26 protein-coding genes are annotated in these 25,890 nt (G+C 64.3%); 14 read left to right on the top strand and 12 right to left on the bottom strand.

All coding sequences use genetic code 11. The features are described from left to right. Positions 1–31: 31 nt before the first annotated feature. Positions 32–1,381 (bottom strand): L,D-transpeptidase family protein, encoded by a 1,350-nt coding sequence (locus KTQ36_RS00405; protein ID WP_218631825.1) that lies wholly within the window; start codon positions 1,379–1,381, stop codon positions 32–34. A 176-nt stretch (positions 1,382–1,557) separates the two neighbouring features. On the opposite strand from KTQ36_RS00405, the gene KTQ36_RS00400 reads away from it, so the two are divergent. Further along, a complete protein-coding gene (locus KTQ36_RS00400) occupies positions 1,558–1,866 on the top strand; it encodes a PilZ domain-containing protein (protein ID WP_218631824.1) in 309 nt (102 codons plus the stop codon). A gap of 24 nt (positions 1,867–1,890) precedes the next feature. Then, positions 1,891–2,196 (top strand): PilZ domain-containing protein, encoded by a 306-nt coding sequence (locus tag KTQ36_RS00395; protein WP_218631823.1) that lies wholly within the window; start codon positions 1,891–1,893, stop codon positions 2,194–2,196. Here the strand turns inward: KTQ36_RS00395 and KTQ36_RS00390 are convergent. Next, complete coding sequence (locus KTQ36_RS00390) at positions 2,193–2,828, bottom strand: arylesterase (RefSeq protein WP_218631822.1); 636 nt, start codon at positions 2,826–2,828, stop codon at positions 2,193–2,195. The genes KTQ36_RS00395 and KTQ36_RS00390 overlap by 4 nt on opposite strands. A 56-nt stretch (positions 2,829–2,884) precedes the next feature. Between KTQ36_RS00390 and KTQ36_RS00385 the strand changes: the two genes are divergently transcribed. From KTQ36_RS00385 to KTQ36_RS00375, 3 genes are all read left to right on the top strand, one after another. Further along, a complete protein-coding gene (locus tag KTQ36_RS00385) occupies positions 2,885–3,568 on the top strand; it encodes an ABC transporter ATP-binding protein (protein ID WP_218631821.1) in 684 nt (227 codons plus the stop codon). Then, positions 3,565–6,030, top strand: a complete 2,466-nt coding sequence (locus KTQ36_RS00380) for an ABC transporter permease (protein ID WP_218631820.1) — start codon at positions 3,565–3,567, stop codon at positions 6,028–6,030. Before KTQ36_RS00385 ends, KTQ36_RS00380 begins: the two co-directional genes overlap by 4 nt. A gap of 73 nt (positions 6,031–6,103) precedes the next feature. Further along, on the top strand, positions 6,104–6,373 hold the full coding sequence (locus KTQ36_RS00375; RefSeq protein WP_218631819.1) for a hypothetical protein: 270 nt from the start codon (positions 6,104–6,106) through the stop codon (positions 6,371–6,373). 5 nt (positions 6,374–6,378) lie between these two features. Here the strand turns inward: KTQ36_RS00375 and KTQ36_RS00370 are convergent, their stop codons facing one another. Further along, entirely contained in the window at positions 6,379–7,266 is an 888-nt protein-coding gene (locus tag KTQ36_RS00370; RefSeq protein ID WP_218631818.1) for a peptidylprolyl isomerase, read from the bottom strand. A 77-nt stretch (positions 7,267–7,343) separates the two neighbouring features. On the opposite strand from KTQ36_RS00370, the gene purT reads away from it, so the two are divergent. The 3 genes from purT to KTQ36_RS00360 all read left to right on the top strand — a co-directional run bounded on the left by purT (position 7,344) and on the right by KTQ36_RS00360 (position 9,113). After that, a complete protein-coding gene (gene purT, locus KTQ36_RS00365) occupies positions 7,344–8,516 on the top strand; it encodes a formate-dependent phosphoribosylglycinamide formyltransferase (RefSeq protein WP_218631817.1) in 1,173 nt (390 codons plus the stop codon). A gap of 85 nt (positions 8,517–8,601) precedes the next feature. Next, positions 8,602–8,724, top strand: coding sequence for a hypothetical protein (locus KTQ36_RS11250; protein WP_255553900.1), 123 nt, complete (start codon positions 8,602–8,604; stop codon positions 8,722–8,724). Continuing rightward, positions 8,706–9,113, top strand: coding sequence for a hypothetical protein (locus tag KTQ36_RS00360; protein WP_218631816.1), 408 nt, complete (start codon positions 8,706–8,708; stop codon positions 9,111–9,113). Before KTQ36_RS11250 ends, KTQ36_RS00360 begins: the two co-directional genes overlap by 19 nt. On the opposite strand, the gene KTQ36_RS00355 is transcribed toward KTQ36_RS00360, so the two are convergent. The 5 genes from KTQ36_RS00355 to KTQ36_RS00335 all read right to left on the bottom strand — a co-directional run bounded on the left by KTQ36_RS00355 (position 9,110) and on the right by KTQ36_RS00335 (position 13,781). After that, on the bottom strand, positions 9,110–9,382 hold the full coding sequence (locus KTQ36_RS00355) for a hypothetical protein (protein WP_218631815.1): 273 nt from the start codon (positions 9,380–9,382) through the stop codon (positions 9,110–9,112). The two genes, KTQ36_RS00360 and KTQ36_RS00355, sit on opposite strands and share 4 nt — an antisense overlap. A 55-nt stretch (positions 9,383–9,437) precedes the next feature. After that, a complete protein-coding gene (locus tag KTQ36_RS00350; protein WP_218631814.1) occupies positions 9,438–9,836 on the bottom strand; it encodes a lasso peptide biosynthesis B2 protein in 399 nt (132 codons plus the stop codon). Continuing rightward, positions 9,833–11,560: an asparagine synthase-related protein gene (locus KTQ36_RS00345; RefSeq protein ID WP_218631813.1), complete on the bottom strand. Its 1,728-nt coding sequence runs from the start codon at positions 11,558–11,560 to the stop codon at positions 9,833–9,835. Before KTQ36_RS00345 ends, KTQ36_RS00350 begins: the two co-directional genes overlap by 4 nt. Before the next feature lie 248 nt (positions 11,561–11,808). Further along, complete coding sequence (locus tag KTQ36_RS00340) at positions 11,809–13,497, bottom strand: ATP-binding cassette domain-containing protein (RefSeq protein ID WP_218631812.1); 1,689 nt, start codon at positions 13,495–13,497, stop codon at positions 11,809–11,811. Then, entirely contained in the window at positions 13,494–13,781 is a 288-nt protein-coding gene (locus KTQ36_RS00335; RefSeq protein ID WP_218631811.1) for a PqqD family protein, read from the bottom strand. Before KTQ36_RS00335 ends, KTQ36_RS00340 begins: the two co-directional genes overlap by 4 nt. Before the next feature lie 48 nt (positions 13,782–13,829). Here KTQ36_RS00335 and KTQ36_RS00330 point away from each other — a divergent pair, with 48 nt between their 5' ends. Beyond that, on the top strand, positions 13,830–14,720 hold the full coding sequence (locus KTQ36_RS00330) for a phosphoenolpyruvate carboxykinase (ATP) (protein ID WP_218631810.1): 891 nt from the start codon (positions 13,830–13,832) through the stop codon (positions 14,718–14,720). Positions 14,721–14,782: 62 nt separating this feature from the next. Here the strand turns inward: KTQ36_RS00330 and ykgO are convergent, their stop codons facing one another. Both ykgO and KTQ36_RS00320 read right to left on the bottom strand, forming a co-directional pair. Beyond that, complete coding sequence (gene ykgO / locus KTQ36_RS00325) at positions 14,783–14,908, bottom strand: type B 50S ribosomal protein L36 (protein WP_183934348.1); 126 nt, start codon at positions 14,906–14,908, stop codon at positions 14,783–14,785. 105 nt (positions 14,909–15,013) lie between these two features. Continuing rightward, complete coding sequence (locus KTQ36_RS00320) at positions 15,014–16,660, bottom strand: M28 family peptidase (RefSeq protein ID WP_218631809.1); 1,647 nt, start codon at positions 16,658–16,660, stop codon at positions 15,014–15,016. 161 nt (positions 16,661–16,821) lie between these two features. On the opposite strand from KTQ36_RS00320, the gene KTQ36_RS00315 reads away from it, so the two are divergent. The 4 genes from KTQ36_RS00315 to KTQ36_RS00300 all read left to right on the top strand — a co-directional run bounded on the left by KTQ36_RS00315 (position 16,822) and on the right by KTQ36_RS00300 (position 20,254). Beyond that, a complete protein-coding gene (locus tag KTQ36_RS00315) occupies positions 16,822–17,967 on the top strand; it encodes a M14 family metallopeptidase (protein WP_218633744.1) in 1,146 nt (381 codons plus the stop codon). Between the two features lie 5 nt (positions 17,968–17,972). Then, the gene (gene gpmA, locus KTQ36_RS00310; protein ID WP_218631808.1) at positions 17,973–18,653 is read left to right on the top strand and encodes a 2,3-diphosphoglycerate-dependent phosphoglycerate mutase; all 681 of its coding nucleotides are present in this window, start codon (positions 17,973–17,975) and stop codon (positions 18,651–18,653) included. Between the two features lie 66 nt (positions 18,654–18,719). Continuing rightward, on the top strand, positions 18,720–19,199 hold the full coding sequence (gene purE / locus KTQ36_RS00305; protein ID WP_218631807.1) for a 5-(carboxyamino)imidazole ribonucleotide mutase: 480 nt from the start codon (positions 18,720–18,722) through the stop codon (positions 19,197–19,199). Beyond that, positions 19,196–20,254, top strand: coding sequence for a 5-(carboxyamino)imidazole ribonucleotide synthase (locus tag KTQ36_RS00300; RefSeq protein WP_218631806.1), 1,059 nt, complete (start codon positions 19,196–19,198; stop codon positions 20,252–20,254). Before purE ends, KTQ36_RS00300 begins: the two co-directional genes overlap by 4 nt. Before the next feature lie 36 nt (positions 20,255–20,290). Here KTQ36_RS00300 and KTQ36_RS00295 read toward each other — a convergent pair whose 3' ends face one another. After that, positions 20,291–23,077 carry a M16 family metallopeptidase gene (locus KTQ36_RS00295; protein ID WP_218631805.1) on the bottom strand — a complete coding sequence of 929 codons (2,787 nt, stop codon included), beginning with the start codon at positions 23,075–23,077 and terminating at the stop codon, positions 20,291–20,293. Between the two features lie 107 nt (positions 23,078–23,184). Next, positions 23,185–23,931: a DUF1206 domain-containing protein gene (locus KTQ36_RS00290; protein WP_218631804.1), complete on the bottom strand. Its 747-nt coding sequence runs from the start codon at positions 23,929–23,931 to the stop codon at positions 23,185–23,187. A gap of 122 nt (positions 23,932–24,053) precedes the next feature. On the opposite strand from KTQ36_RS00290, the gene lepA reads away from it, so the two are divergent. Continuing rightward, positions 24,054–25,874, top strand: a complete 1,821-nt coding sequence (gene lepA / locus KTQ36_RS00285) for a translation elongation factor 4 (protein ID WP_218631803.1) — start codon at positions 24,054–24,056, stop codon at positions 25,872–25,874. Positions 25,875–25,890: the final 16 nt, after the last annotated feature.

The raw sequence follows: 25,890 nt of genomic DNA, 5'->3' as shown, positions 1-25,890 counted from the left end.
CGGCCTTTTCTGTTGATATCGGAGGAGCGTGTTACTCGCTGCCGCCCTCTGCAATGGCCGCTTCGAGGTCGGCCATGCGCTCTTCGCTCTGCGCATCGCCCAGTGCGGCGAGCACCTTGCCGTCGCGGCTATAAATATCCTCATATTCGACGATACCGCCATCGGGCTTTGCCGCCGCGCTCATGTAGACGATGTAGACCGGCAACGGCTTGACGAATTTGGCACCGGTATTCTCGCCCGAGTTGACGACGTCGACGGTCTTTTCCGGCGACCAGTCTCCACCGTCTTCCTCGAGCAGCATCGTTGCCAGCTTGAGAATGTTCTCGGTGCGGATGCAGCCGTGGCTGTAAGCGCGGTTCTGCGTGTCGAACAGGCCGCGCGCGTTCGTGTCGTGCAGGTAGATGAGGTGCGGGTTGTACATCACGAACTTCACCTGACCGAGCGCGTTGGACGGTCCCGGCGGCTGGCGATAGCGGATGATCGAGCCGTCGTCGGCCTTGATCGCTTCGTAGCCGGGCTTGCCGCGCACTTCGGGTTCGATCGACTTGGGCACGTTCCAGTAGGGATTGAAGATCACCCCCGTCGCTTCGGCCATCAGCTGCGGCGTTGGCGTCGCCTTGGCCCCCGCCACGGCCTTGTGGCGCGAGATGGTCTTGCCATCCTTGACCAACGCGGCGGTGTAGGCCGGCACATTGACGATGATGTAGCGGTCGCCTAGGTCGCGCGGCATCCAGCGCCAGCGGTCGAGATTGGTGCGGATCTTGGCGACCAGTTCAGCGTCTTCGGGATCCGCCACGCGCAGCGCATTCTTGAGCGCGGCATATTGCGGGTGTGTCGGCAGCTGGCCGAGCAGCCACTGCCCCATGTCGGGCGCGGCCAGCGCGGCGGCACGGACAACATTCAGCGATACGCTGTCGAGATCGGTGTCGACGATGTGCCAGTCGACGCGGTTCTCTTTCGGCGTGTGGCCGAGAAGCACGTCATGGATGACATGGTCGAAGGCAAAATTCGCCGCGCTCGACAGCACCAGCGCATTGCCGCTTTCCAGGCCGTATTTGAGCCGCTCGATGGGATAGTCGGCCGGATCGAGACCTTCCGCGCCGATCCCTACCATGAAGTCGTAGAGCGCCTGCGCCTGTGCCTCGCTCCACATCAGCGGCGCTTCGGGTTCGGCGATCTCGGGTTCGTCCTGCGCGGCGAGCGGGTCGGCCACGACCTCCATCACCGGCTGGCGATCCACCGGCACCACGACCGGCTTGGCCGGCGCTTCCTGCTCGACCGCCTCGGCCTGCTGCGTCGCGTCCTGCGCGACAAGCGGCGTCATGGGCATCGCAACACCTGCCGCGAGCAGCGACAGTTTCGAAAATTTGTCCAATTTCATTGATCTCACCCTTGAACCGTATTCCCGTATCCCAAACCCCCGCAGGCCCGGTCTCGACCCGCTTACCATGCAAGTGCGTGGCAAAACAGAGGCTGAACGGCATTTTTTGCATTGAAAACCGCTTGTTAAGCATCGCCGCTTACCCTCGTGACCCGGACCATTTGGGGAGAGCTCACGTGAGCGAAAAATCGTTGCTCGATGCGAACCTGATTCCGCGCACCGTCAAGCGCGTCTTCGACCAGCGTGCCGAGGAACGCCACGACATGGAATCGGAGACCGCCGTCATGACCATTCGCGGCCACGCCCATGTCGTGCGCTTGGCGAATATTTCCAGCGCGGGGGCCATGGTAATTTTCAAAGGCGTGCCCCATATCGGCGAACAGGTCAGCCTGCAGCTGCTCGACCATGGAGAACAAACCGCCTATGTGCGTTGGGTGCGGGACGGCCGCATTGGAATCAATTTTGCCGAGGAGCTTGGTCGCTAACTCGGCATGAACATGGACTTTCGCATGATCAAAGCCCGGATTACCGAGGCTGACAATTTCGAGGACCGACGCCGCAGCGAACGCCGCGACGTGGAGGTCGACGCGCACGTGCGCGAGATGGGCGCCGAAGGCTGCGAGGCGAGGGTCATCAACCTGTCAGAGCATGGCTTCATGGTCGAAGCGCCCGATGCCCATTTCGAAGTCGGCACCCGCGTCTGGCTGATCATCCCCGGTCGCGACCGCGCCAGCGCGGTGGTCAAATGGACCGCCGGCACCCGTATGGGCGCGGAATTCGCCGAGCCGGTCGATACGCAGCAGCTCGCCAGCTAGTTCTCAAGCGACTGCCGCACGCTCGGCAGGATCCGCGTCACCATCACTTTGATCCCTTCGAAATTCGGATGGATTCCGTCGGGCAGCAGCTTGTCAGGCTCGCCCGCGACGCCATCGACGAACAGTGGGTAGAGCGGCACGTCGTAATAGGCGGCAAGCCGGGGATAGATGGCGTTGAACGCTTCGACGAAGGCCGGATCGTAATTGGGCGCCGCCTGCATCCCTGCCAGCAGCACGTCGATGTCGCGCTCCGCCAGCACGTCGAGCATCGCGCGCAAATTCGCCTCGGTTAGCGCCGGGTCGATCACGCGCAGCATGTCGTTGCCGCCCAGTTCGAGGATGAACAGGTCGGGCTTCTTTTCCAGCCCGTCGAGCACCCATTCGATGCGCTCGCGCCCGCCGCTGGTCGTCTCCCCCGACACGCCCGCGTCGATCACCGTCGCCGCCACGCCCTCGCGGCGTAGCGCATCCTCGAGTTGCGGCGCAAAGCCGAGCCCCTCGGGAAGGTTGTAGCCCGCCGTCAGGCTGTCGCCGAACGCCATGATCGTCGGTCGTTCGACCGGCTGGGCGTGGGCGCTGGCCGAAAATAGCGTGAGGAGCGCGACGAGATGCGACAGGAAGCGAATGGACATGACGGACCTTGTGCCGTCATTGCGTGTCCGCATCAACATCCCTAGCTCAGGACCCTATGACCAGCCCTCTCATCCGCCTCTCCGACATCCACCTGACGCTCGGCCAGGGTCCGGCGCGCACCGACATCCTCAAGGGCATCGACCTCGAGGTTGGCGAGGGCGAACATCTCGCCATCCTGGGCCCGTCGGGCTCAGGCAAATCTTCGCTGATGGCAGTGATCGCCGGCCTCGAACGTGCATCGAAAGGCCAGGTCGAACTGCTCGGCAACGACATTGCCGGGATGAACGAGGATGCGCTCGCACGCCTGCGCGGCCGCGAGATCGGCATCATTCTGCAAAGCTTCCAGCTTCTCCCGACCATGACCGCGATCGAGAATGTCGCCGTGCCGATGGAGCTTGCCGGCCTCAACGACGCTCGCGACCGCGCTGCGGCCGAGCTCGACCGGGTCGGCCTGTCGCACCGGCTCACCCACTATCCGACCCAGCTGTCGGGCGGCGAGCAGCAGCGCGTCGCCATTGCCCGCGCCACCGCGCCCCACCCGCGACTGCTGCTGGCCGACGAACCCACCGGTAATCTCGACGGCAAGACGGGCGAGGCGATCATCGACCTCATGTTCGAACGCGCTGCCGACACCGGATCGGGCCTTGTCGTCATCACGCACGATCCCGCGCTTGCCGCGCGTGCCGATCGCACGCTCACCATCGCCGACGGCCTGATCGCCGAAAAGGTCGCCGCGTGAAGGCACTGACCCTCGCACGGCGCGACCTGCGCGGCGGGCTCGGCGGGCTCGGCCTGCTGTGGGCCTGCCTGCTGCTTTCGGTCGCGGGTCTTGCTGCGGTGCTCAGCCTCACCGCCGCAATGGACAAGGCGATCGGCGACAACCAGCGAGCGATCCTTGGTGGTGACCTCCTTCTCTCCATCGCCAATCGCGAGGCGACCGAGGAAGAGCTCGCGGCCATGCGCGACATCGGCCCGGTCAGCCACATGGTCGAGACGCGCGGCATGCTCAACGCCCCCGACGGCACCGCGCTGGCCGAACTGCGCAGTATCGACGAGAATTGGCCGCTCGCGGGAGAGGTCACGTTTGACGGCGAACGGCCCGAGGGCCTGTCGATCGCCATCGACCCGCTATTGTCCGACCGCCTTCTGCTTGAGGTCGGCGATACGGCACGGCTCGGCTTCGCGACCGTGACCATCGGCGCGATCATCGACGAGATGCCGCAGGGCGGCGCCTTCAATCTCGCCCCGCCCATCCTCCTGACCGAGGAAGCGATGGACGCCACCGGCCTCATCGTGCCGGGCAGTATTGTCAGCCACGAATATCGCATGCTGATCGAGGACGGCCGGGTCCCCGAAGAGGTCGGCCGCGCCTTCCAGGAACGGTTCGAGGACGCCGGCTGGCGCGAAGTCGCGCGCGGGGAAGCCGCAGGCGGCGTCCAGCGCTTCGTCGCGCGCACCGGCGACATGCTGCTCCTCATCGCGCTCGCTGCGCTCGGTATCGGCACGCTCGGCATCGCCAGCGCGGCACGCGCATTCGCCGCCAGTCGCCGCGCCACCGTCGCTCGCCTCAAGCTTGTCGGGGCGCAAAGAAAGACCCTTGCCGGCATGCTCGGCCTCGAACTGGCCGCCGTCGCGCTGGCAGCGCTGATCCCCGGCCTTCTCCTTGGCATGCTCGCCCCCGGCATCGTCACCGCAACCTTTGGTGACCAGCTTCCCATCCTTCCCGACCCGGGCCCGCATTGGCAGGCGCTCGGGCTGGCGGCGGCTGTCGTGGTTCTCGCCATGATTGCCGCAGCCTGGCGCCCGCTTGCCGAGGCGCTCGCCGCGCGTCCCACCGCCCTGCTTCGCGATGGCGCCAGCACCCACAGTGCACGCAGGCGTTGGCTTGTCCCGCTCGCGGCCTTTCTTCTCGCCGTGCTGCTTGCGGTCGTCAGCGCTTCGAACGAGCAGCTTGCGCTCCGCTCGATCGGCGCGCTCGTCGCGCTCGGCATCTTCTTTGCCTTCTTCGGCTGGCTGATCCGCGTCGCCGCGCGCACGCTGCGCCATCGCGGCGGCCCCGTGACCCGGCTCGGCATCGCCGCGCTCGACCGGCCCGGCAACGCTACCGTGCGGCTGACCGTCGCGCTCGGTCTCGGGCTCAGCCTGCTCGTCGCGCTGGCTGCGACCGGCCAGTCGATCCTCAAGGAAATCGACCAGTCCATTCCCAACCGCGCGCCTTCGGTCTTCCTGCTCGACATTCCGTCGGACGGCAGTCCGCAATTCCGCGAGGCGCTCGACACGACGCTGCCCAATGCCAGCTTCGAACTGGTCCCCTCGCTGCGTGGCCCGGTGGTCGAGGTGAACGGCACGCCCGTCGCCGAGATGCAAAATATTCCCGACGGCGCGTGGATCCTGCGCGGCGATCGCGGGCTCACTTTCCTCGCCGACCTGCCCGAGGGCAACAACGTCGTCTCGGGCGAATGGTGGCCGTCCGATTATGACGGCCCGCCGCAAATCAGCCTCGACGTCGAAGCCGCGCAGGCGCTCGGCCTCGAAGTCGGCGATACGCTGACAATCTCCATCCTCGGCCGCCCGATCGAGGCGACCATCTCCTCGCTCCGGACCATTGACTGGCGCAGCTTCGGCTTCAACTTCGCGATGATCTTCGCGCCCGGCACGCTCGAAGAGGTCCCGCACACGCAGATGGCGACGGTGACCACCCCGCCCGACACCGACACGCGTCCGTTCGAACGCGCGCTGGTCAATCAACTGCCGCAGGTCAGCGCGATCCGCGTTGGCGATATCGTCGCCGAAGTGCGCTCGATCCTCGTCAGCCTCGATGCCGCGATCCGCGTCGCCGTCATCCTCGCCATCGCCATGGGCGTCGTCGTGCTCGCAGGCGCAGTCGTCGCCACCCGCCGCGAACGCGCCCGCGATCTTGTGCTGCTCCGCCTCGTCGGGGCCAGTCGCGCGCAGCTGACCCGCACGCAGCTGATCGAGTTCCTCGCTTTGTCGACCGGCGCCGCCGCGATCGCCCTGGGGGCGGGCGTGCTGGCTTCGTGGATCGTCGTCACACGGCTTTTTGAATTCGCCTTTTCGCCTGATTGGCCGATGCTGATCGCGCTCGGGCCGGGGGCCGTGGCAGTCGCGGTTATCGCCGCGTTGCTGGCTGCCTGGCCGGCCATTTCGGCACGTCCTGCGCGCGCGCTCCGCACCGTCTGAGCAACGTCCTGGAGCGGGACGGACGAAACCTAACTCTTCGTTAAACGTTCAAAATGGTCGAAAGGGAGCGATTATGACTCACGTGCCGACCTTGAGCGAACTGAAGATGCGCCACGACCCCGCGGGCCGTGGCTATCATGCCGTCTATCGCGAAAATGAGGTCAATCACTGCCCGGGCTGCGGCCGCGTGCAGTGGATCGTGGGTCGCTTTTCGGCCGAATGTGCCTATTGCTCGACCGCGCTTCCGCTTGCAGAGGCCAGCATCCTGTCGGCCAGCGCGCCGCCGGAAATCGTGCACAAGAACGCGCACCGGCCCGACCGCCCGGTCTTCTTCGCCGCCTAGAGGGCTCAGCCCTCCTCTTCGATCTTTCGAACGGGAACCCGGACCGAACAGATGTCCGAGCCCGACGTGCCGCGTCCATAATGAAGGTTATGGCTCGTCAGGTAGACATATTCGGCAAAGCTGGCCGAACCTTCCTTCATCATCTTGAAGCGCATTTGTTCGTCTTCGGGCAGCGCGTCCATCATCGTCACTTCGATCGGGATTTGCGCTTGGCCTTCGGCATAGACGCCCATCGTGTCGGTGCCACGCGGTATTGCCGAGAGGTTCTCCATACCGTCGACCACGCGCCCGATGACTGCGTAGTTGCGGTCGAGCCTGCGCGCCGGCGTCCCGATGATCGCGAACAACTCCGATCCCGTGCCGGTGTCCGGATCGGCACTGCGCGCCACCCCGACATAGCCGTAGCAATAAGTCGGCGAGACGGTGCCGTCGTCATGCACCGCGACAGGCCAGCCATTGTCGAACCCGGCCATCGACGAGAAACTGTCCGACGAGCCAAGCGGGGTGACATTCACGCTGCCGGCGGGCCGCGCGTAGTCAGCGGGCGGGTTCTCGACCGCGCCCTCGGGCAGCGGCTTGTTCTCGTCTGCGTAGAGCGGGTTGCCGCCATTGCCCCACTGGGTCACCCAATTGTCGACCACGCGATAGACGCTGCCACCGTCCCAATAGCCGTTGCGCGCGAAATTCTTGACGTTGGCGACGTGGGTCGGCGCGAAGGCCTCGTTGAGCTGGATCACCACCCGTTTGCCGCCCACGTCCATCACCATCAGGTCGTCGGCCGCAATCTCGGTCCATGCGCTCTCGGGCGCCTCGTCGATCGGATCGTTGGGCGTGCGCGGCGGCGGCGCGTCCTGCGCGAGCGCGGCGGCAAAGGCGAGAAGCGAGATGGACATGGCTGGACCCCCTGTTTCGGTTCGGGGCCACCATGACGACTTGCCGATGAAGCGCAAGGGGCGCTAGGCAGCAGGCCATGCATATCGCCACATTGATGCTGCTCGGTTCGGGCGAACTGGGCCGCGAATTCGCCATCGCCGCCAAGCGGATCGGATGCCGCGTTGTCACCTGCGACCGCTACGAGGGCGCGCCCGCGATGCAGGTCGCCGACGTCTCCGAGACTTTCTCGATGCTCGACGGCGCCGCGCTCCGCGCCGTGGTCGAGAAGCACAAGCCCGACGTGATCGTGCCGGAGATCGAGGCGATCGATACCGACATGCTGATGACGCTGGAGGGCGAGGGCTGGCGCGTCGCGCCGTCCGCCAACGCGGCAAAGCAGACAATGAACCGCGACAATATCCGCAGCCTCGCCGCCGAAGAGCTCGGGCTCGAGACGTCCAGATATCGCTTCGCCGAAAGCGAGGACGAAGCCGTCGCTGCCGCCACACACACCGGCTACCCCTGCATCGTCAAGCCGGTCATGAGCAGTTCGGGCAAGGGCCAGTCGATGGCGAAGGACGAGGCCGAACTGCGCGCCGCATGGACTTATGCCGTCGACAATATGCGCGGCGACCGCCCGCGCGTGATCGTCGAGGAGTTCATCCGCTTCGACAGCGAGATCACCCTGCTAACCGTCTCTTCACAAAGCGGAATCTTGTTCTGCCAACCCATCGGCCACGTGCAGGAAGGCGGCGACTATCGCTCCAGTTGGCAACCCGCTGCTCTGTCCGATGAAACGCTCAAATCCGCGCAGGATCAGGCCGCCAAGGTCGTCACCGCCTTGGGCGGCCATGGCATTTTCGGCGTCGAGTTCTTCATCGCGGGCAAGCGTGCCATTTTCTCCGAACTCTCGCCGCGCCCGCACGACACGGGCATGGCGACCCTGATCGGCCAGTCGCCCAACCAGTTCGAGCTCCACCTTCGCGCCATCCTGGGCCTGCCGATCCCTGCCATCCAGCCCGTCGACGGCGGGGCCGCGACCTCGGTGATCCTGGCCGGCGAGGAGAGCGACAGCTTCAGCTTCGAAGGCATCGAAGACGCGCTCGCTTGCGGCGGTCCCGGCACGCCGGTGGACGTTCGCCTGTTCGGCAAGCCCACGACAAGACCGGGCCGCCGCATGGGCGTGGTTCTGGCACGAGCAGGGAGCGCCGAGGAGGCGCGCGCATTGGCCGAAAAGGCCGCTGCCCACGTCAGCGTTCGCTCCGAATAGGACCGGAATCGCAACCAAAATGTCCAATACGCATTGGCCTCATGTGGAACCGTTTCAACCGCGATCGCCCGGCGAATTGCGCCGCATGGCCGAGGCCAGCGAAGATCCTGTGATCCGGGAGGCGCTGGCGACGCTCGCCAGTTTCATCGAAAGCGAAGAGCGCGCGCCGCACGACAAGGAGGAAAATCCATGGTCCGCCAAGCACTGATCCTGGGCTGCACCGCCGCTGCGCTGGCCGCCTGCGGCAAGGTCGAAAGCGAAGGCGACGCCGAAATCACGGTGCGTTCGGAGCAGCAGGACAAGATGTTCGAGCTGTCGCCGCTCTATCGCAACATCGCGCTCAAGCGCGCCATTACCGGCGTCGGCATGCCGTGCCAGCGGGTCGAATATTCAGGCTATGTCGGGCAATATGAGAGCCTCGACCAGTGGACGGCCATGTGTGACGACGGCCGCCAATGGGCGATCTTCATGGGCGCCGACGACACGGCGCAGGTGCGCTATTGCGAAGATGTCGTGGAGACCGGCCTACCGCCATGCGAAATCACGCGTCTCGACACGCGCGAAGAAACCGTTCTCGAGGATAGTGCCGACGGCTAGTCGGGCTTGTTGTCGCAGGTGCGGGTGATCTTGATCTCGCCCGACGCGCTACGCTCTTTCACTTCGACGCAATCGCCGGTGCGGCGCTCTTCGCGCCAGCTGCCGTCGTCGTTCACCTGACGCTTGGCCTTGGGCACGCGCTTGCCATCGACGATCTCATAGTCCCAATTCTTGGGCGTCTTCGACCGATCCTGCGCATTCGCCTGGCCCGCGCTCAGCGCGACCAGCGCGGCCATGCCGCCGAGCAGGAAAAGAGTCTTCGTCTTCATAGTCGCAAGAATATGCACGTCGGTCACTGAACCGCCGATGAAGCGAGAAAGTGCACTATTCCGCCGGATATCGCGCCAATTCGCGAAATTCCGAAGTATTCTCGCAGCCCACGACCGGCACATCGCCCGACGTCACCCAGACATGTGCCTCCAGTGCGTCTCCTGCCCCGCGCGCTCCATAGTGGAGCGTGGCTTCATGTCCGCGTCGGCGCAGGATCGCCATCGCCGCCAAGCCCTGCTCGAAACATTTGGTTCGAAACGGCAGGCGGCGATCCCACGCCTTGAAGGCACGGCTAAGTTGTGCGGCGTCATCGCTGGCGATCGCGCCGCCAGGCGTGCTCCGGACCGGCAGCGCCGCCATCACACTTTCGAAAGATTGCAGCCGTAGCCGCGCGGTCGCCCATGTCAGCGCCAGCAGGGTCTCGGTCAGGATCTTCGGGCCCGGGCGGGTCATGCGGCCTCTTCGACCCAGCGAGCAAATGCGAGCGTGCCCAACGTTCTCAGCGCACCGTTCCGGAATCGGTCGGGGCAGAATTCGGCGCCTGAGTGCCCGCTCGCGAGACTGTCGACCTCTCTTTTTAGTCTTTGGGTGTCGACCAGATCCGCAATCCCGTCGGTGCTTGCGGCCCATTCCAGAATGTCTCTCGCAAGAGCGACACCACTCCGCGCTGCTACGATCCAATGGTCGCCTTGCGAGGCGCGCGCGCCTTCATGCACCGACACCGGATCGATCCGATCGTCGATCATCGCAAAACCAAGAGCGCGACTGCCGCTCGCTCCGAAGGCTTCCGGAGCCAGGCGAAACGCGAAGTCCATCACATCGGGGTCGGCGAATGGATCGTGGAGTTCGACGCCGTACTTCCCGCGCAGATAGCGGCGGTAAAGAGCATCGTCCTGATGAAACAAATGTTCGAAATATCGAGCGCGCGGATCGTCGATCGAATCGACCGATTCCGGTGCCTTCCCCAGGCGACGCTCGTCAGCCATCGAGGATTGGAGAGCTTCCGAACTCCTGTTTAGGTAGAGCGATCCGACGAACTCGTCTTGTGCTGCCCGTGATCGGATTTGACGCCAAGGTGCAGGCAGGTCTCGCCGAAGCGCGGTACGGGTACCCTTTCCGCGCGATTTCAAGGCCTCCCATACGAACTGCACCCAATGCCGTCCTGCAGCGCGCGCTGCCAGCGGCCCGTGTCCGGCAAAGGTCAAGGTTTCGTTCCCGACAAGGCCTTCAATCATCACGTCATGGCCGTCATCCGCTGCGGATTCAACCAGGCTCTCCATCCAACCCAAATTCCAATAGTTAAGAATGGGTGCGTGCGATCGAGAGAAATAGGCCGCCCCATCGCTAAGTCCGCTGGGAGGGCCGCTAACCCGGCGTGGGACGGCATCCAATGCGGCCGCATGCTGCCGAGCAGCTTCCCACTCGTCGTCGACAGGCAGGTCCGGTGGCAAGTGTCCACCCGGTGAGGCGGTGTACCAATCCACTTTAAGATTGTCGTGCGCAGTCAGCCGCGAAAGCAGGATTGCGCTGTCGAGCCCCGATGAAAGCTGACTGGCCAACCGTTCCCTTCCGTCGCCGATGCGCGCGATGGCCACGTCGAGCAGTGCGGTCGCCCGATCCGCCGCTTCGTCAGTCGACATGTGAATGATGCTCTCAAATTGCGGCGCCCACCGCGTCCGCGAAGCAGGCCATGACGGAGCCTCGAAGCAAAGCGCTTCTCCAGGCATCACCCTTCTGACCTCGCCGAACGCGGTGATGTCATCGCGCTCTGGCAGCAGCAGCAGTCTGCGCACCAGCCAGCGATGCTGGATCCCACGGCCAGCAACATGCAAATGCAGGGGCTCGGTGGCGACACGAAGTCCGCCATCATCGATCCGGTAAAACAAAGGTCTTCTGCCAGCTGGGTCCCGTACTAGGGTCAGCCTCTCGTTTTCCCAAATCATCGCGGCAAAGCTGCCACGAAGTTGACCGAGGCCTGACAGTCCGCGCCGGGAGATCAGTTCAGATAGAATAAGCGTGAGAGGCTCATCACCCCTCAAGCCAATCGCTCGGGCCACGTCCCGATAATTGACGATATTCCCGTCGATCGCGACACTCGCCGGTCCGCCGTCAACCCAGGACGGGGATGCTTGGCCAACAGGCCAATTGGTTTTTAGATCCGTGGTCAGCGTTCTCACATCATGGCTCGAACTAGCTGAACGTTCTCCTTTTCCCGCTGACGCCTTCTTCGCCGGACGTGCCGCCCGGCATCAAGGCATTCTTGGCGGAAAGACGGCGCAGCTTGGGCGCAGTCCAATTCTGTCGGTCTTGATTCGGCAACTTGGTCACGCTGAACTTCCTGAAAACACAAGCTTCTAGGTGGTTTTGCTTAACTTCCGGTTAGCTCAAAGTCTACCCGCGTTGCTGCCGCCAGCGGATGGTCGCCCTACCGAAGCCGACCCGCTTCCATCGTCGCGACACGGTCCATGTGGCCGAGCGACTGCGGTCGGTGCGCCACCATCAAAATGGCCGGCCGCCAGGACAAGCGCCCCATTCCGGCGAACAAGTCCGCTTCGCTCTCGACATCGAGCGCAGCGGTCGCCTCGTCCAGGATCAGAAGCGAAGGTCGGCGAAGCAGGCCTCGCGCGATGGCCACACGCGCCGCCTCGCCGCCTGACAAGAGGCTCGCGCGATGGCCGAGCGCGGTGTCAAGCCCGTCCGATAACCCGGCGGCGATCCGCTCGACGCCGGTAATTTCGAGGATGAGACGTCGCTCGCCTTCATCGGTCGGCGACGCTTCGAGATTCATCAATTCGCTCAGGCTGCCACCGTAGAGCGCCTCACCTTGCCCGACATAGGAAAGCTGCGCTGCCCAGCCCGGGTTGGCGATCAGATCAACCGGCGACCCGTCGATCAGGATCTTGCCGCCATCGGGGCGATGCAATCCCGCGAGACAGTCGATCAGGCTGGTCTTGCCGCTCCCTGTCGCGCCCGTCAGCCCGACCCGCTCGCCCGCCATAATCTCGAAATCGACCGGCCCCAGCCCGAACGCTTCGCTCGACCGGTACGACAGCCGCTCTGCGCTGAGCCGAGTCCAGCGTAGCGGCGCCGGCGACCCGTTCTCGGGCGCCTCCGCCGCAGAGGCGGACATATGGGGAGCAAGCCGATCGAAGGCGGGCGCGTACGCAGCCATCGATTGCGTGGCATTGACGATCTGCCGCGCTGGAATCGCCAGCCTCGCCAGCAGCACGAGCAGCGGCAACAAGATCACCAGCGGAACGTCGAAAGCAATCCGTCCCACGAGCAGCAGGAGCGCGGCAAACAGGGCGAGGAGGAAGGTGAGGCTCGTGCGCATGCGCGCGGCCTGCATCGCGACGGCGCGTTGATCGTCGAACAGGGCGTGATCGCTCTTCCGCCACCTCGCAAGATAGGAACCGGTGCGCCCTTCCGCGCTCGCCGTTTTCAGGCCCTGGATCAGTTTCCCGCTCTGATCGCCGCTCTGCTCGTGCGCAACGCCGATCGCCGCCCCCTTGCGATGGCTCGATCGCGCCAGCGGTATTCCCACCAGCATCAACAGGCCCACGGCGCCCACCGCGACCAGCGTCAATCTCGGCGAAATCAGAAGGGCGGCGAGACCCTGGATCGCGAGCAGCGCCGCCGACGTGATGATCACCAGCCCCGGCTGCGCGGCCGCGCTTGCGCGCGTCGTCTCCGCGATCAGCAGGGTCTGGAGCGAAGATTCGCCCATCGTCGCTCCACGGCTCCACCCGCGTGCGACCACGCCTTGGAGCAAGCGCGAGCGGAGCGACTGCTCATATCCAAGGTCGAGCTCTGCCTGACGCTTTTCGCGCGCCATTGAAAGTAGCGCACGCAAGGCCATCACGCCGACAAAGGCGGCGACCACGACCAGCAAGCGACCGGTCGGCGAAAGTCCGGCAAGCGGATCGGCGATGCCCAGCGTGCCGCACCAGTCGACGCTGTCATCGGCGACCGACACCAGCGGCACGAGCAGGAGGATCCCCACCACTTCGCTCAGGCCCGCGACGATCATGAGGCCGAACAGCACCCACAGGCGCGCGCCTCCCCACTTCGCAAGGTCCGCAAAGACGCGTGCCGCCGGAGGCGTGAGGATCATTGCGCCCGCTCGAGCAAGCCGGCGTCGAGCAAGTCGCCGACGAAGCGGCGGATATCCGTCTCGGCCGCTTCGCGCGCCACGTCGTAGTGCTGCAAGGCCCAGTCGATCATCGCCCCGAGCGTGACCGGCTCTTTCGCAAGTCCCCATAGCTGCGTGCCGATAACGTCGAGCCCCAGTACGTCGCCCGCGGCGGCGTCGAGCGCCATCAGCTCGCCATCGATCTCGCCCGTCGGCATGCGCCGGGTCTGGACGAGGAGGAGTGTGTCGGGAAGCGGATCGGCCATGACGCAAGGGGCTAGCGCGGGCAGGGCGGTTCGCGCAAGAAGTGAGCCATGCCGACCTACCGCGTCTTCGGGCTCACGATCGACAGCCAGATCGCCATTCCCAGCCTTGCCGAGGCGCCGGGCAAGGCTGACGCGCAGGTCACCTTCGAATACGCCCCCGACGAAGTCGCCTTCGGCAATTGGGAGAATGCGCTTCGCGACGACCGCGTCTTCGACATGCAGCTCGACGGGATTCGCTATCTGGTGGCCGAAGGGAATCGCATCGACATTACCGCGCCTCGCGGCATCGATATGGGGCTCGTCACCGGCTGGCTGACGGGGCAGGTACTGGGGACGCTGCTGGTTCAACGCGGGCGCCTCGCGCTCCACGCAAATGCCGTGGTCCTGCCCAATGGCAAGGGCCTCGCCGCCTTTGCCGGACCCAGCGGCGCGGGCAAGTCGACGCTCGCCGCCATGCTCGAGCGGCGAGGTTATGACATGTTTTGCGACGACCTGCTTGCAATCGATGGGGCAAGCGGCACCCCGATGGTCGATCGCGGCGTGCCAAGAATCAAGCTATGGCGCGAAACGCTCGATCACTTGGGTATCTCGGCGGCCGATCTCGACCCGGTCATCGCCCGCGCGGACAAGTATCAGATGCCGCTTTCAGTCAATCCCGCCGCGCCAGAGCGCCTTCCGCTACGACGCATCTATTTGCTCGAACAGTCGGCAACGGGGCCGGCGATCGATCGCGTGCGAGGCGCCGAGGCGGGGGCGCTGGTGGTCGACAACGCCTATCGCTGGGCCGCCGCATCGCTCTGGCATGGCGGCGATGATTGGGGGTTCGAGCGCTGCCTCGACCTTGCCCGGACGTGCGAGGTCTATCGCTTTTCCCGTCTCTTCGATTTCGGCCGCGCCGAGGATGCGCTCGTCCTGCTCGAGCAGCACCTCGCCCAATAGAAAAAGGGCCGCCCGCGAAGGCGACCCTTTTCTCAAGCCGAAGCCTTGGCAGCGTTCAGGCGTTAGCCCTGGCGCGCCTTGAAGCGACGGTTGGTCTTGTTGATCACGTAAGTGCGACCGCGACGACGGATGACCCGGCAATCGCGATGGCGCGACTTCAGCGATTTCAGCGAGTTACGTACTTTCATGGCCGGTCACCCTTGCCTGCAAATCGTTAAAACTGTTGGGAATCTCTACGAGTCCGGGCGCCCACCTAGGGTCGGTGGGGCCCAGAGTCAAGAAATTGCACCCGATTATTCGGGCTGCGGCGCCTTTTCCCCGTCCGGATCGAACGCCTCGCCGTAGAAGTTGCCAGCATACCACAGCGGTCGACCGTCATCTTCCGCGATTTCCGAAGCGATGCGGAAGTTGAGCGCAGCGTAGCGTGCAAGTGCGTCCCAGTTGAAGGGTTGGTTCAGGTCGTCGCCGGGCTTGTGATACCGGTTGGCGAAGAAGTCGGTGAACATCTCCTCGCCGCCATTGGCATAGCCGGTGAACAGCAGCACCGCGGGTATGCCATACTGCGCGAAGACATAATGGTCCGAACGGACGAAGATCGCCTGCTCGGGCATGGGGTCGGGCGACAGAGTAATGTCCATCGTTTCCGCCGCGCGGCGAATATAGTCGCCCATCGTGTTATGCTCCGACCCGAACGCCACGACGTCGGTGAAGTCGTAAAGCGGCACTGGCATGTCGAGGCTAAGATCGGCGACGATGCTGTCGATCGGCACGGTCGGCTCGGCAGCGAAATATTCGGCACCAAGCAGCCCCTTTTCTTCAGCCGTCACCGCAATGAATAGCATCGAGCGATCGGGACGTGCCTCGCCTTCGGTTTCGGCGAACATCCGCGCCGCCTCGAGCATCGTTGCGACGCCCGCAGCATTGTCGAGCGCACCGTTATAGATGGCATCTTCGCCGGGCTTCGCGTTCTCGTTGATGCCGACATGGTCGAGATGCGCGACCATCACGACATACTCGTCCGCTTGCGCCGGATCGGCGCCGGGGATCATGCCCATCACGTTTGGCGTCTGGACGTCCTCGTGGGTCGACACCGCGCGCGCTTCGAGGCGACCAGGCAGGGTAAAGCTCGGTAGCTCCTCATTGCCGCGCGCCAAGGTCAGCACGTCGTCGAGCGACAGGTCGGCGCCGTGGAACAGCGCTGCGGCACCCTCGGGCGACACGCGGATCGACATGTCGAGTCCGGCGGCGAGCGCGCCATTAAGGCCGTTCGATGCGACCCAGCTGGTGGTGGGGCGGTCCTTAAAGAAATTATAGGCGCGCAGCGCACGATTTTCGGAGCTTGCACTGATCGCAATCACGCCAACCGCACCGCGCTCGGCCGCCATCTTGGCCCGCGCCTGCGACAGATGCGCGCGGCGGTCGGGCTGGGTCACGGCCTGCGGGATCAAGTCGACATAGACGGCGATCTTGCCGTCGAGATCGACGCCTTCATAGGCATCGATCCCGATCTGGGGGGCGTGGAGGCCATGGCCGACGAATACCATCGGCGCGTCGATCGACACGTCGGTCGCCGCCAGGCTCGCGCGCGGCGTGGCGAGGTCGCCGCCAAGCTCGATGCGTTCGCCGTCACGGACCAGCGCGACGTGGCTCTGCTCGCCGTCGAGCGTCGCGGTGCGCAGCGTCATTTGCTGGTACCAGCCGCCATCGGTGCCGGCAGGCGTCAGGCCGAGCCCGGCGAAGCGCGAGGCGACATAGGCCGCGGCAATGTCATAGCCGCGCGTGCCCGCCTCGCGCCCTTCGAGCAGGTCGTCGGCAAGAAAGCGGACGTCGGCTTCGACCTGCGCGGCGCTGGCGCCGAACGTGTTGCCCGGGTCGGCGGCGAATGCAGGGGTGGCGAGGAACGTCGTGGCGGCGAGAGCCGCGAACAGGGTCTTGGTCATGGATTTCGATTCCCGAACTGGTTGTCGCGGACTGCCTTAGCCGTGCCCTTCGCGCCCTGCCAGTCGCTTGCGACCAATGGACGAGCGGCGGGGGGTTTCTTCTTAACCTTCCCGCGACTATCACTCGCCCCGAAATCAGAGATCAGCCAACAGGGACCCATATCGTCATGATCATTTCGAGCGCCTTCGACGCCGGCAACATCCGGCTCATCAGCATGTCCGGCGACACGATCGAGCTGGAAATCGAAAAGGACCATAAGTCCGACTTCTACCAGTGGTTCTATTTCCGTCTCGCCGGCGCGCAGGGGCGAGAGGTCACGCTCAAGATCACCAATGCGGGCGGCGCGGCCTATGTCGACGGCTGGCCCGACTATCGCGCCTGCATGAGCGTCGATCGCGACGAATGGGTCCGCGTCGATGCGACCAGCTACGAGGACGGCGTCCTCACCATCAACCTCGTGCCCGAAACCGACAATATCTGGCTCGCTTATTACGTGCCCTATTCGATGGAGCGTCACCACGACCTCGTCGCGACCGTCTCCGCGCTTCCGGGCGTCGAATATCAGAGCCTCGGTAAGTCACTGGACGGACAGGACATTGACTGCCTGACTATCGGCGAGGGCGATCTCACCTGCTGGCTCTATGCGCGCCAGCATCCGGGCGAGAGCATGGCCGAGTGGTGGATGGAAGGCGCGCTGGAAAAGCTCACCGACCCCGACGACCCGGTCTCGCGCAGCCTGCGCCAGCGCTGCACCTTCCACGTCATCCCCAACATGAACCCCGACGGGTCGCGCCGCGGTCACCTGCGCACCAATGCGACAGGCGTGAACCTCAACCGTGTCTGGCACGATCCCGCCGAAGCGACCGAGCCCGAAGTCTTCCACGTGCGCAATACGATGGACGATACCGGCGTCGATTTCGCGATGGACGTCCATGGCGACGAAGCCATCCCCGCCAACTTCCTCGCCGGCTTCGAGGGCATCCCCTCGTGGAATGAGGAGCAAGGCGGCCTGTTCGACAAGTTCGGCGTGATCCTCGAGGGCCTCTCGCCCGATTTCCAGCGCGAAAAGGGCTATGAAGTCGCCAAGCCCGGCGAGGCCAACCTCTCCATGTCGACCACCCAGCTCGCCGAGCGCTACGGCGCCGTGTCGATGACGCTCGAAATGCCCTTCAAGGACAATTTCGACCTGCCCGACCCGATCTACGGCTGGTCGACCGAGCGCTGCAAATATCTCGCCTACAGCTGCATGGACGCGCTCCACGCCATGCTGCCCGATCTCGAAGCCCGCAAGGCCAAGAAAGCGTAACGCCCATGCCCAAGCTGATCCTCGTCCGCCACGGCCAATCGCAGTGGAACCTCGAAAACCGCTTCACCGGCTGGTGGGACGTCGACCTTAGCGACAAAGGCGTCGAGGAAGCGCGCGCGGGCGGCCGTGCGATCCGATCGGCGGGCCTTTATCCCACGCGCTGCTTCACCAGTGTCCTCACCCGCGCCATCCGCACGCTCCACCTCGCGCTGCATGAAATGGACATGCTCTGGCTGCCGGTCGAAAAGGACTGGCACCTGAACGAGCGTCACTATGGCGGGCTCACCGGGCTCAACAAGCAGGAGATGATGGACAAGGTCGGCGAGCAGCAGGTCAAGATCTGGCGCCGCAGCTTCGACATCCCGCCGCCCCCGCTCGAGGCCGACAGCGAATTCCAGCTCGCCGGCGATCCGCGCTACGCCAACGTCCACGTGCCGATGACCGAGAGCCTCAAGGACACGATCGAGCGCGTGCTGCCTTATTGGGAGCGCGCCATCGCGCCGGCCCTGCGCTCGGGCGAGACGGTCATGATCTCGGCCCACGGCAACTCGCTGCGCGCCTTGATCAAGCATCTTTCGGGCATCTCGGATGAAGACATTGTCGGGCTCGAAATCCCGACCGGCAAGCCGATCCTCTACGAGCTCACCGACGACCTCACCGAAATCAGCCGCGACTATCTCGCCTAAGCCTTCGTTGCCAAGCATGCCCCACTTCGCCTAAACGGCTCGCTTAGCGGCCAAGAAGGGGAGCCAATGACCGCCACCGTCGGCATCATCATGGGAAGCCAGTCCGACTGGGACACCATGCGCCACGCCGCCGAGCTGCTCGACGAGCTCGGCATTGCCCATGAAGCGAAGATCGTCAGCGCGCATCGCACGCCGCAACGCCTTTACGATTATGCCACGGGCGCGAAGGATCGCGGCCTCAAGGTCATCATCGCGGGCGCAGGCGGCGCCGCGCACTTGCCCGGCATGGCTGCCTCGATGACCCCGCTTCCGGTGCTTGGCGTTCCCGTCCAGTCCAAGGCGCTGTCGGGCCTCGACAGCCTGCTTTCCATCGTCCAGATGCCCGCGGGCATCCCTGTTGGCACGCTCGCCATCGGACAGGCTGGGGCGAAGAATGCCGCCTTGCTCGCCGCCGCCATGCTCGCGCCCTACGATACGGAACTCGGCCACCGCCTCGACGCTTTCAGGGCCAAGCAAACCGACGCAATCGCGGAGACTCCCCAATGACCCTCGCCCCCGGCGGGACCATCGGCATCGTCGGCGGCGGCCAGCTCGGCCGCATGCTCGCCCAGTCCGCCAGCCAGCTCGGCTATCGCGTCCACGTCTATGCGCCCGACGCCGACCCGCCCGCGGCCGGCCCGTCCAACCTCTACGTCTGCGCTGCCTACGAGAATTCCGACGCGCTTGCCGCATTCGCGGCGCAATGCGACGTCGTGACTTTCGAATTCGAGAATGTACCCGCCGGGCCGCTCGAGGCGATGGGTGAGAAACTCCACCCCAGCACGCGTTCGCTCGCCATCGCGCAGGACCGCGCGAACGAAAAACAATTCGTCGAGGACCAGGGCGGGCGCTGCGCCCGCTGGCAGACGATCGACACTGTCGACGATCTCGAATCCGCGGCCGAGGCCATCGGCTTGCCCTTGGTCCTCAAGAGCCGCCGGCTCGGCTATGACGGCAAGGGCCAGGCATGGGTGCGCGAGCCCGACCAGCTGGTCGAAGCCTGGGATGCGATCGGGCGCGAGCCCGCCATCGCCGAAGCCGCAGTCGCTTTCGATGCCGAATTCTCGGTGCTCGTCGCGCGCGGCCGGGATGGCGATATGAAGGTCTGGAACTGTCCCCGTAACATTCACGACGGCGGCATCTTGCGTCGTTCGGAAGTGCCCGCGGGCAGCCCCGTCGATGCGCAGACCGAGGAAGCGGTGACGCTCTCCTGCCGTCTTGCCGAGGCGATGGGCCATGTCGGCGTCATGGCGGTCGAGTTCTTCGCCACCGAAGAAGGCCCGCTGGTCAATGAAATCGCGCCGCGCGTCCACAATAGCGGCCACTGGACCATCGAGGGCGCGATCACCTCGCAGTTCGAACAGCATATCCGCTGCCTCGCCGGCCTGCCGCTGGGCGACAGCTCGCTCGCCGCGCCGCGCGTGACGATGAACAATCTCATCGGCAACGAGATCGAAAGCTGGCCCGAACTGCTCGCAGAGCCGGGCGCGCATCTCCATGTCTACGGCAAGCGCGAAGCGCGCCCCGGACGCAAAATGGGGCACGTTACCAGGCTGGGATAACGCGCCCCGATTTCGCTTCAGCCAAAAGGGCTGGAGCTATTGCTCCAGCACCTCGTAGGTCAGGCCCGCTTCTTCCAGCTGCGGGATGACCTCGTCGACATCACCCACGACGATGTAAGTGAAGGCGTCGGGATCGAGAATGTCCCGCAGCGCCTTGTCGAGGCTTTCCTGCGTTTGCGCCGCATAGACTTCCGAGAGCTTCTCGTAATAGTCGTCCGGACGGCCCAGCTCGTCATTCTGCACCATCGCGCCGAGCACTGCTGCCGAGGTCTCGAACTGGCCCGGCAGCGCCGAGATGTTGGCCGCCTGGATACGGCTCAGCTCTTCGGGCTTCACGCCCTCATCCTCGAGGAAGTTACGAATTTGGTAGTCCAGCGCCTTGATCGATTCGGCGGTCTTGTCTGTCTGCACCGGTGCGTTAACGATGTAGCCGACTGTTTCATCAGTCCGCTGGATCGCGCCACGGACGCCATAGGACCAGCCCTTCGTCTCACGCAGGTCCATGTTGAGACGCGCGAGGAAGTTGCCGCCGAGCGCTTCGTTGGCCGCGTTGATGACCGCCAGGTCGTCCATCGGGTCGACCGGCACGAACTGCAGCATGCCGATCACCGACTGCGGGCTGTCCGGGCGGCTGACGACGATGACGTCGCGCTGCGGGTTGGTCAGTGGCGTGTCGGGGAAGACCTTGGTGCCCACGGGGCCCGACCCGGTCCAGTCGCTAAACTCGGCCTCGAGCGCAGCCTTCACTTCTTCGAGCGGAAGATCCGACACGACGAAGATTTCGGCATTCTCGGGACGCAGGTAGGCGTTGGTGAACGCCATCATGTCGTCACGGGTAAAGCCGCTGATCGCCGTTTCGTCACCCAACGGATCGGCCGAATAGGGATGGTCCGCGGGGAACATCACCATCTGGCGCGTCTTCGCCATCAGGAAGTTGGGGTTGTTCTTGGCCTGCGCGATCGCCGCGAGACGCTGGGCGCGCACGCGGTTGATATCGGCCTCGGCAAAGGTCGGCTCCTTGAGGAACTTGGCTGCGAGGTCGAGCGTGCCGGCGAGGTTCGCCGACAGTGCATTGATCGTCATCGACGTGTCGTCGAGCGAGCTGCCGATCGAAATTTGCGCACCAAGACGCTCTTTCTCTTCGGCAATCGCCTGCGCGTCCATGCCGCCAGCGCCTTCAGACAGTAGCGTCGTCGCCATCGAGGCAAGCCCGCGCTTGTCGAGCGCATCCGATGCGCGACCCGCATCGAACTGCATCGAGATCACCGTCAGGGGCACCGCGTCGCGCTGTGCGTAATGGAGTTCGATCCCGTTCGACAGCGTGGTGTGCGTAACATCGGGGAAGTCGAGCGCTTCGGTCTCGCCGATCGGCGGGATTTCACGAGGCGTCGGTTCATATTCCTTGGCTGCGAGACCTTCGGCCGGACCGTCCGCAGGCGGCTCCACGTAAGGCGGGCGCTCGCCCGGGACCAGCGAGATGGTCAGTGGCGGACGCACCAGCCACTTGGCGGCCGCGGCGCGCACGTCCTCGGGCGTCAGCGCGGCATAGTCGGCCAGCGCTTCGGCATAGGCATCGCTATTGTCTTCGTAGAGCAGGCCTTCGGCGAGCGTATTCGCCTTGCCGGAGAAACCACCCACCCGCTCGAGCCCGCGGACCTGGCCAGCGACGATGCTCGTCACCGCGCGCTCGATCTCGTCTTCGGTCGGGCCGTTGATGACGAAGTCGGCAAGAATCGAGCCCATCATGGTCTCGACCTTGTTGGGGTCTTCGCCAGGCTTCACCTCGGCCGTCATGCTGAACTCGCCGACGCGGTGGAACGGCTGGTAACTGGTCCATGCGCGCACCGCGACCTCGTCGCCGCGAACCATCTTCTCGTCGAAGCGCGAGCTGGCGAGCCCGCCAAGGATCTGGCTGGCAACCTGCAGCGCTTCCTTGTCCTCGTCGCGAAGGCCGCCGACGGCCCAATACTTGCGGACCTGCGTCGTGGCGACGCGGTCCTTCATCACGATCCGCTTGGGTTCTTCGAGCGTCGGGACGTCGGCTGCTGCCGGCGTGTTGACCGGACCGGCGGGGATCGCACCGAAATATTTCTCGACCAGCGGACGGGCCTCGGCGGCGTTCATGTCACCGGCGAGCACCAGGATCGCATTGTTGGGACCGTATTTGTCGATGAACCACTGCTGGACATCGCCCATCGTCGCCGAGCTGAGGTCGGCCATCGAGCCGATCGTCGAGTGACGATAGGGGTGACCTTCGGGGAAGAGTGCTTCGAGCTTTTCATAGCTGACGAGGCCGCCCGGCTGGTTGTCGCCCGAGCGCTTTTCATTCTGCACGACGCCGATCTGGTTGGTGAGCTTTTCCTGCGTCACCGCACCAAGCAGGTAGCCCATGCGGTCGCTTTCCATGAACAAAGCGCGTTCGAGCGCGCCGGTCGGAACGTTCTGGAAATAGTTGGTGCGGTCGAACCAGGTCGTGCCGTTGACGCTCGTCGCGCCGATCTGCTCGGTATATTCGAAATAGTCGCCCGGCAGGTTTTCCGAACCGTTGAACATCAAGTGTTCGAACAGGTGGGCGAAGCCGGTCTTACCCTTGGGCTCGTCCTTCGACCCGACATTATACCACATCGACACCGCGACGATCGGGGCTTTGCGGTCTTCATGGACGATGACGGTCAGACCATTGTCGAGCTTGAAGGTTTCGTGCGGGATCGCGACCTGTTCTACCAGGCTGTCGATTGCCGAGCCATTGTCCTGCGCGAAGGTCGGCGTGGCGACCAGCGCCGTGGTGGCGGCGAGAAGGGTGAATGTGGAGAGACGGGTCACGTGAAATACTCCTTTGCATGCTGTCGCGCGTGACAGTGAAAGGAAGCGGCGCCGATGGCAAGGCCGCCGGCGCCGCTTGTCGAATGAAGCGTGACGTTCGTGGAAGCCTAGTGGCCCGGGCGCAGATCTTCGTTGGGCACGGTGCGATATTTCGCTTCGACCAGGCTGAACAGCCCGAACAGGATCAGGCCGATGCACAGGATGGTAAAGATCGTGCCCATGCCTTTCAGGCTTGCGAGCGCGCCCGCGAGGCCCTTGGCGGCGCCGCTATTGCCCGTCGCTTGGATCACCGCCCAGCCCGATACAATGAACACGATCCCGCGTGCGACATGACCCAGCATGCCCCAATATTCGACCAGCGGCGGTGCATCCTTGAGCCCGTTTAGAAATTCACGAGTGACGCCCTTCTTGATTTGGTAGAGTCCGGCAATTCCGATCCCGGCACCCACGAGATAGAGCAGGATGTCGGGCGAGGCCGCGGCGGCCTGTTCGGTGCCCTGGCCCGATCCGCCCGAACCCAGCAGCGTCTTGCCCGCGAGGTAGGCGAGCACGAAATAGCCGACACCGCCGACGACGTAGAAGAAGCGCTTGGCCTTGCCCTTGGCATCGTCGTCGAAGCCTTCGAGATTTTGGACCGCATCGAGGATCTTCCACAATCCATATCCGATCGCGCCCAACGTGATGATGGCGAGCATGATGGTACCGCCCGGCAGGTCTTCGACCGACTTGAACAGGTCGGATGTGCTGTCGGGCGCCGCGGCACTGATCGCGACATAGCCCAGCAGGATGTAAATCAGACCGCGCGCGAAAAAGCCGACGCGGGTCCATGTTTCGAGTTGTGTGGCCTTCGACATGAGGCAAAACCTTTCCCTGTTTCGTCAAAAGACGAAGGGCGCGCGCATCGGGTTCCGAGAGTTGCTGACAGCGCCCGCAATCCCTGCTAGCTGCGCCCCCAAACTCAGCGACACGAAATCCTATGACCGACCTTAAAAAGATCCGTAATTTCAGTATCATCGCGCACATCGACCACGGGAAGTCGACGCTTGCCGACCGGTTGATCCAGCAAACCGGCGGGCTGACGCAGCGCGAGATGCGTGAGCAAGTCCTTGATAACATGGATATCGAGAAGGAACGCGGGATCACGATCAAGTCGCAGACGGTGCGGCTGAATTGGCAGGCGGCGGACGGGGTGACGTATGAGCTCAACCTGATGGACACGCCCGGCCACGTCGATTTCGCCTACGAAGTCAGCCGGAGCCTCGCGGCGTGCGAGGGCGCGCTGTTGGTGGTCGATGCGGCGCAGGGGGTCGAGGCGCAGACGCTGGCCAATGTCTACCAGTCGATCGAGCATGACCATGAGATCGTGCCGGTGATCAACAAGATCGACCTGCCCGCGGCCGAACCCGATCGCGTGAAGTTGGAGATCGAGGAAGTCATCGGGCTGGACAGCGCGGACGCGGTTGAAGCGAGCGCGAAGACGGGCATCGGCATCGAAGACATCCTGCAAGCGATCGTCGACAAGATCCCCGCCCCCACGGGCGACCGCGACAAGCCCTTGAAGGCGATGCTCGTCGACAGCTGGTACGACCCGTATCTGGGCGTCGTAATCCTCGTCCGCGTGCAGGACGGGGTGATCAAGAAGGGCCAGCAGATCAAGTTCATGAACGCGGGCAGCGAGCACCTCATCGACCGCGTCGGCTGCTTTACCCCTAAGCGGGTCGAGCTGCCCGAACTGGGCCCGGGCGAGATCGGCTTCATCACCGCGCAGATCAAGGAAGTCGCGCAGACCGCGGTCGGCGACACGATCACGACGGTCAAGAACCCGACCGAAAAGGCGCTCCCGGGCTTCAAGGAAGTGCAGCCGGTGGTCTTCTGCGGCCTGTTCCCGGTCGACGCGGCGGACTTCGAGAAGCTCCGCGAAAGCCTCTACAAGCTACGCCTCAACGATGCCTCGTTCAGCTTCGAGATGGAGACGAGCGCGGCGCTGGGCTTCGGCTTCCGCTGCGGCTTCCTCGGCCTCTTGCACCTCGAGATCATCCAGGAGCGTCTGACGCGCGAATATGACCTCGACCTGATCACCACCGCGCCGAGCGTGGTGTACCGCATGGACCTGTCGCATACCAAGAATGAGGATGCGATGGTGCTGGAGCTGCACAATCCGGCCGACATGCCCGACGTCAACCGGATCAACTTCATCGAGGAGCCGTGGATCAAGGCGACGATCTACACCCCCGACGAATATCTCGGCGGTATCCTGAAACTGTGCCAGGACCGGCGCGGGATCCAGAAGGAGCTGACCTACGTCGGCGGGCGTGCGCAGGTGGTCTACGAATTGCCGCTCAACGAAGTGGTGTTCGATTTCTACGACCGGCTGAAGTCGATTTCGAAGGGCTATGCCAGCTTCGACTATGAACAGATCGGCTATCGCGAGGGCGACCTCGTCAAGATGAGCATCCTGGTCAACGAGGAAGCGGTCGACGCGCTCTCCATGATCGTCCACCGCGGCACCGCCGAAGAACGCGGCCGCGGCATGTGCGAGCGGCTAAAAGAGCTGATTCCACGCCACTTGTTCAAGATTCCCATTCAGGCGGCGATCGGTGGGAAAATTATTGCGAGAGAAACTATCTCGGCGATGCGGAAAGACGTTACTGCCAAGTGCTACGGTGGCGACGCTACCCGGAAGCGCAAGCTTCTAGAGAAGCAGAAAAAAGGCAAAGCTAAGATGCGTGAGTATGGGAACGTCAGTATCCCGCAAGAAGCATTCATCGCCGCCCTAAAGATGGGCGACGAGAGCTGATCCCCAGGTTCACCCG

The sequence above is a fragment of the Sphingomicrobium clamense genome (genome assembly GCF_019264355.1).
Taxonomy (GTDB): Bacteria; Pseudomonadota; Alphaproteobacteria; order Sphingomonadales; family Sphingomonadaceae; genus Sphingomicrobium; species Sphingomicrobium clamense.
The sequence above is the reverse complement of the archived record's forward strand: the minus strand, read 5'-3'. Positions and strand labels throughout refer to the sequence as shown.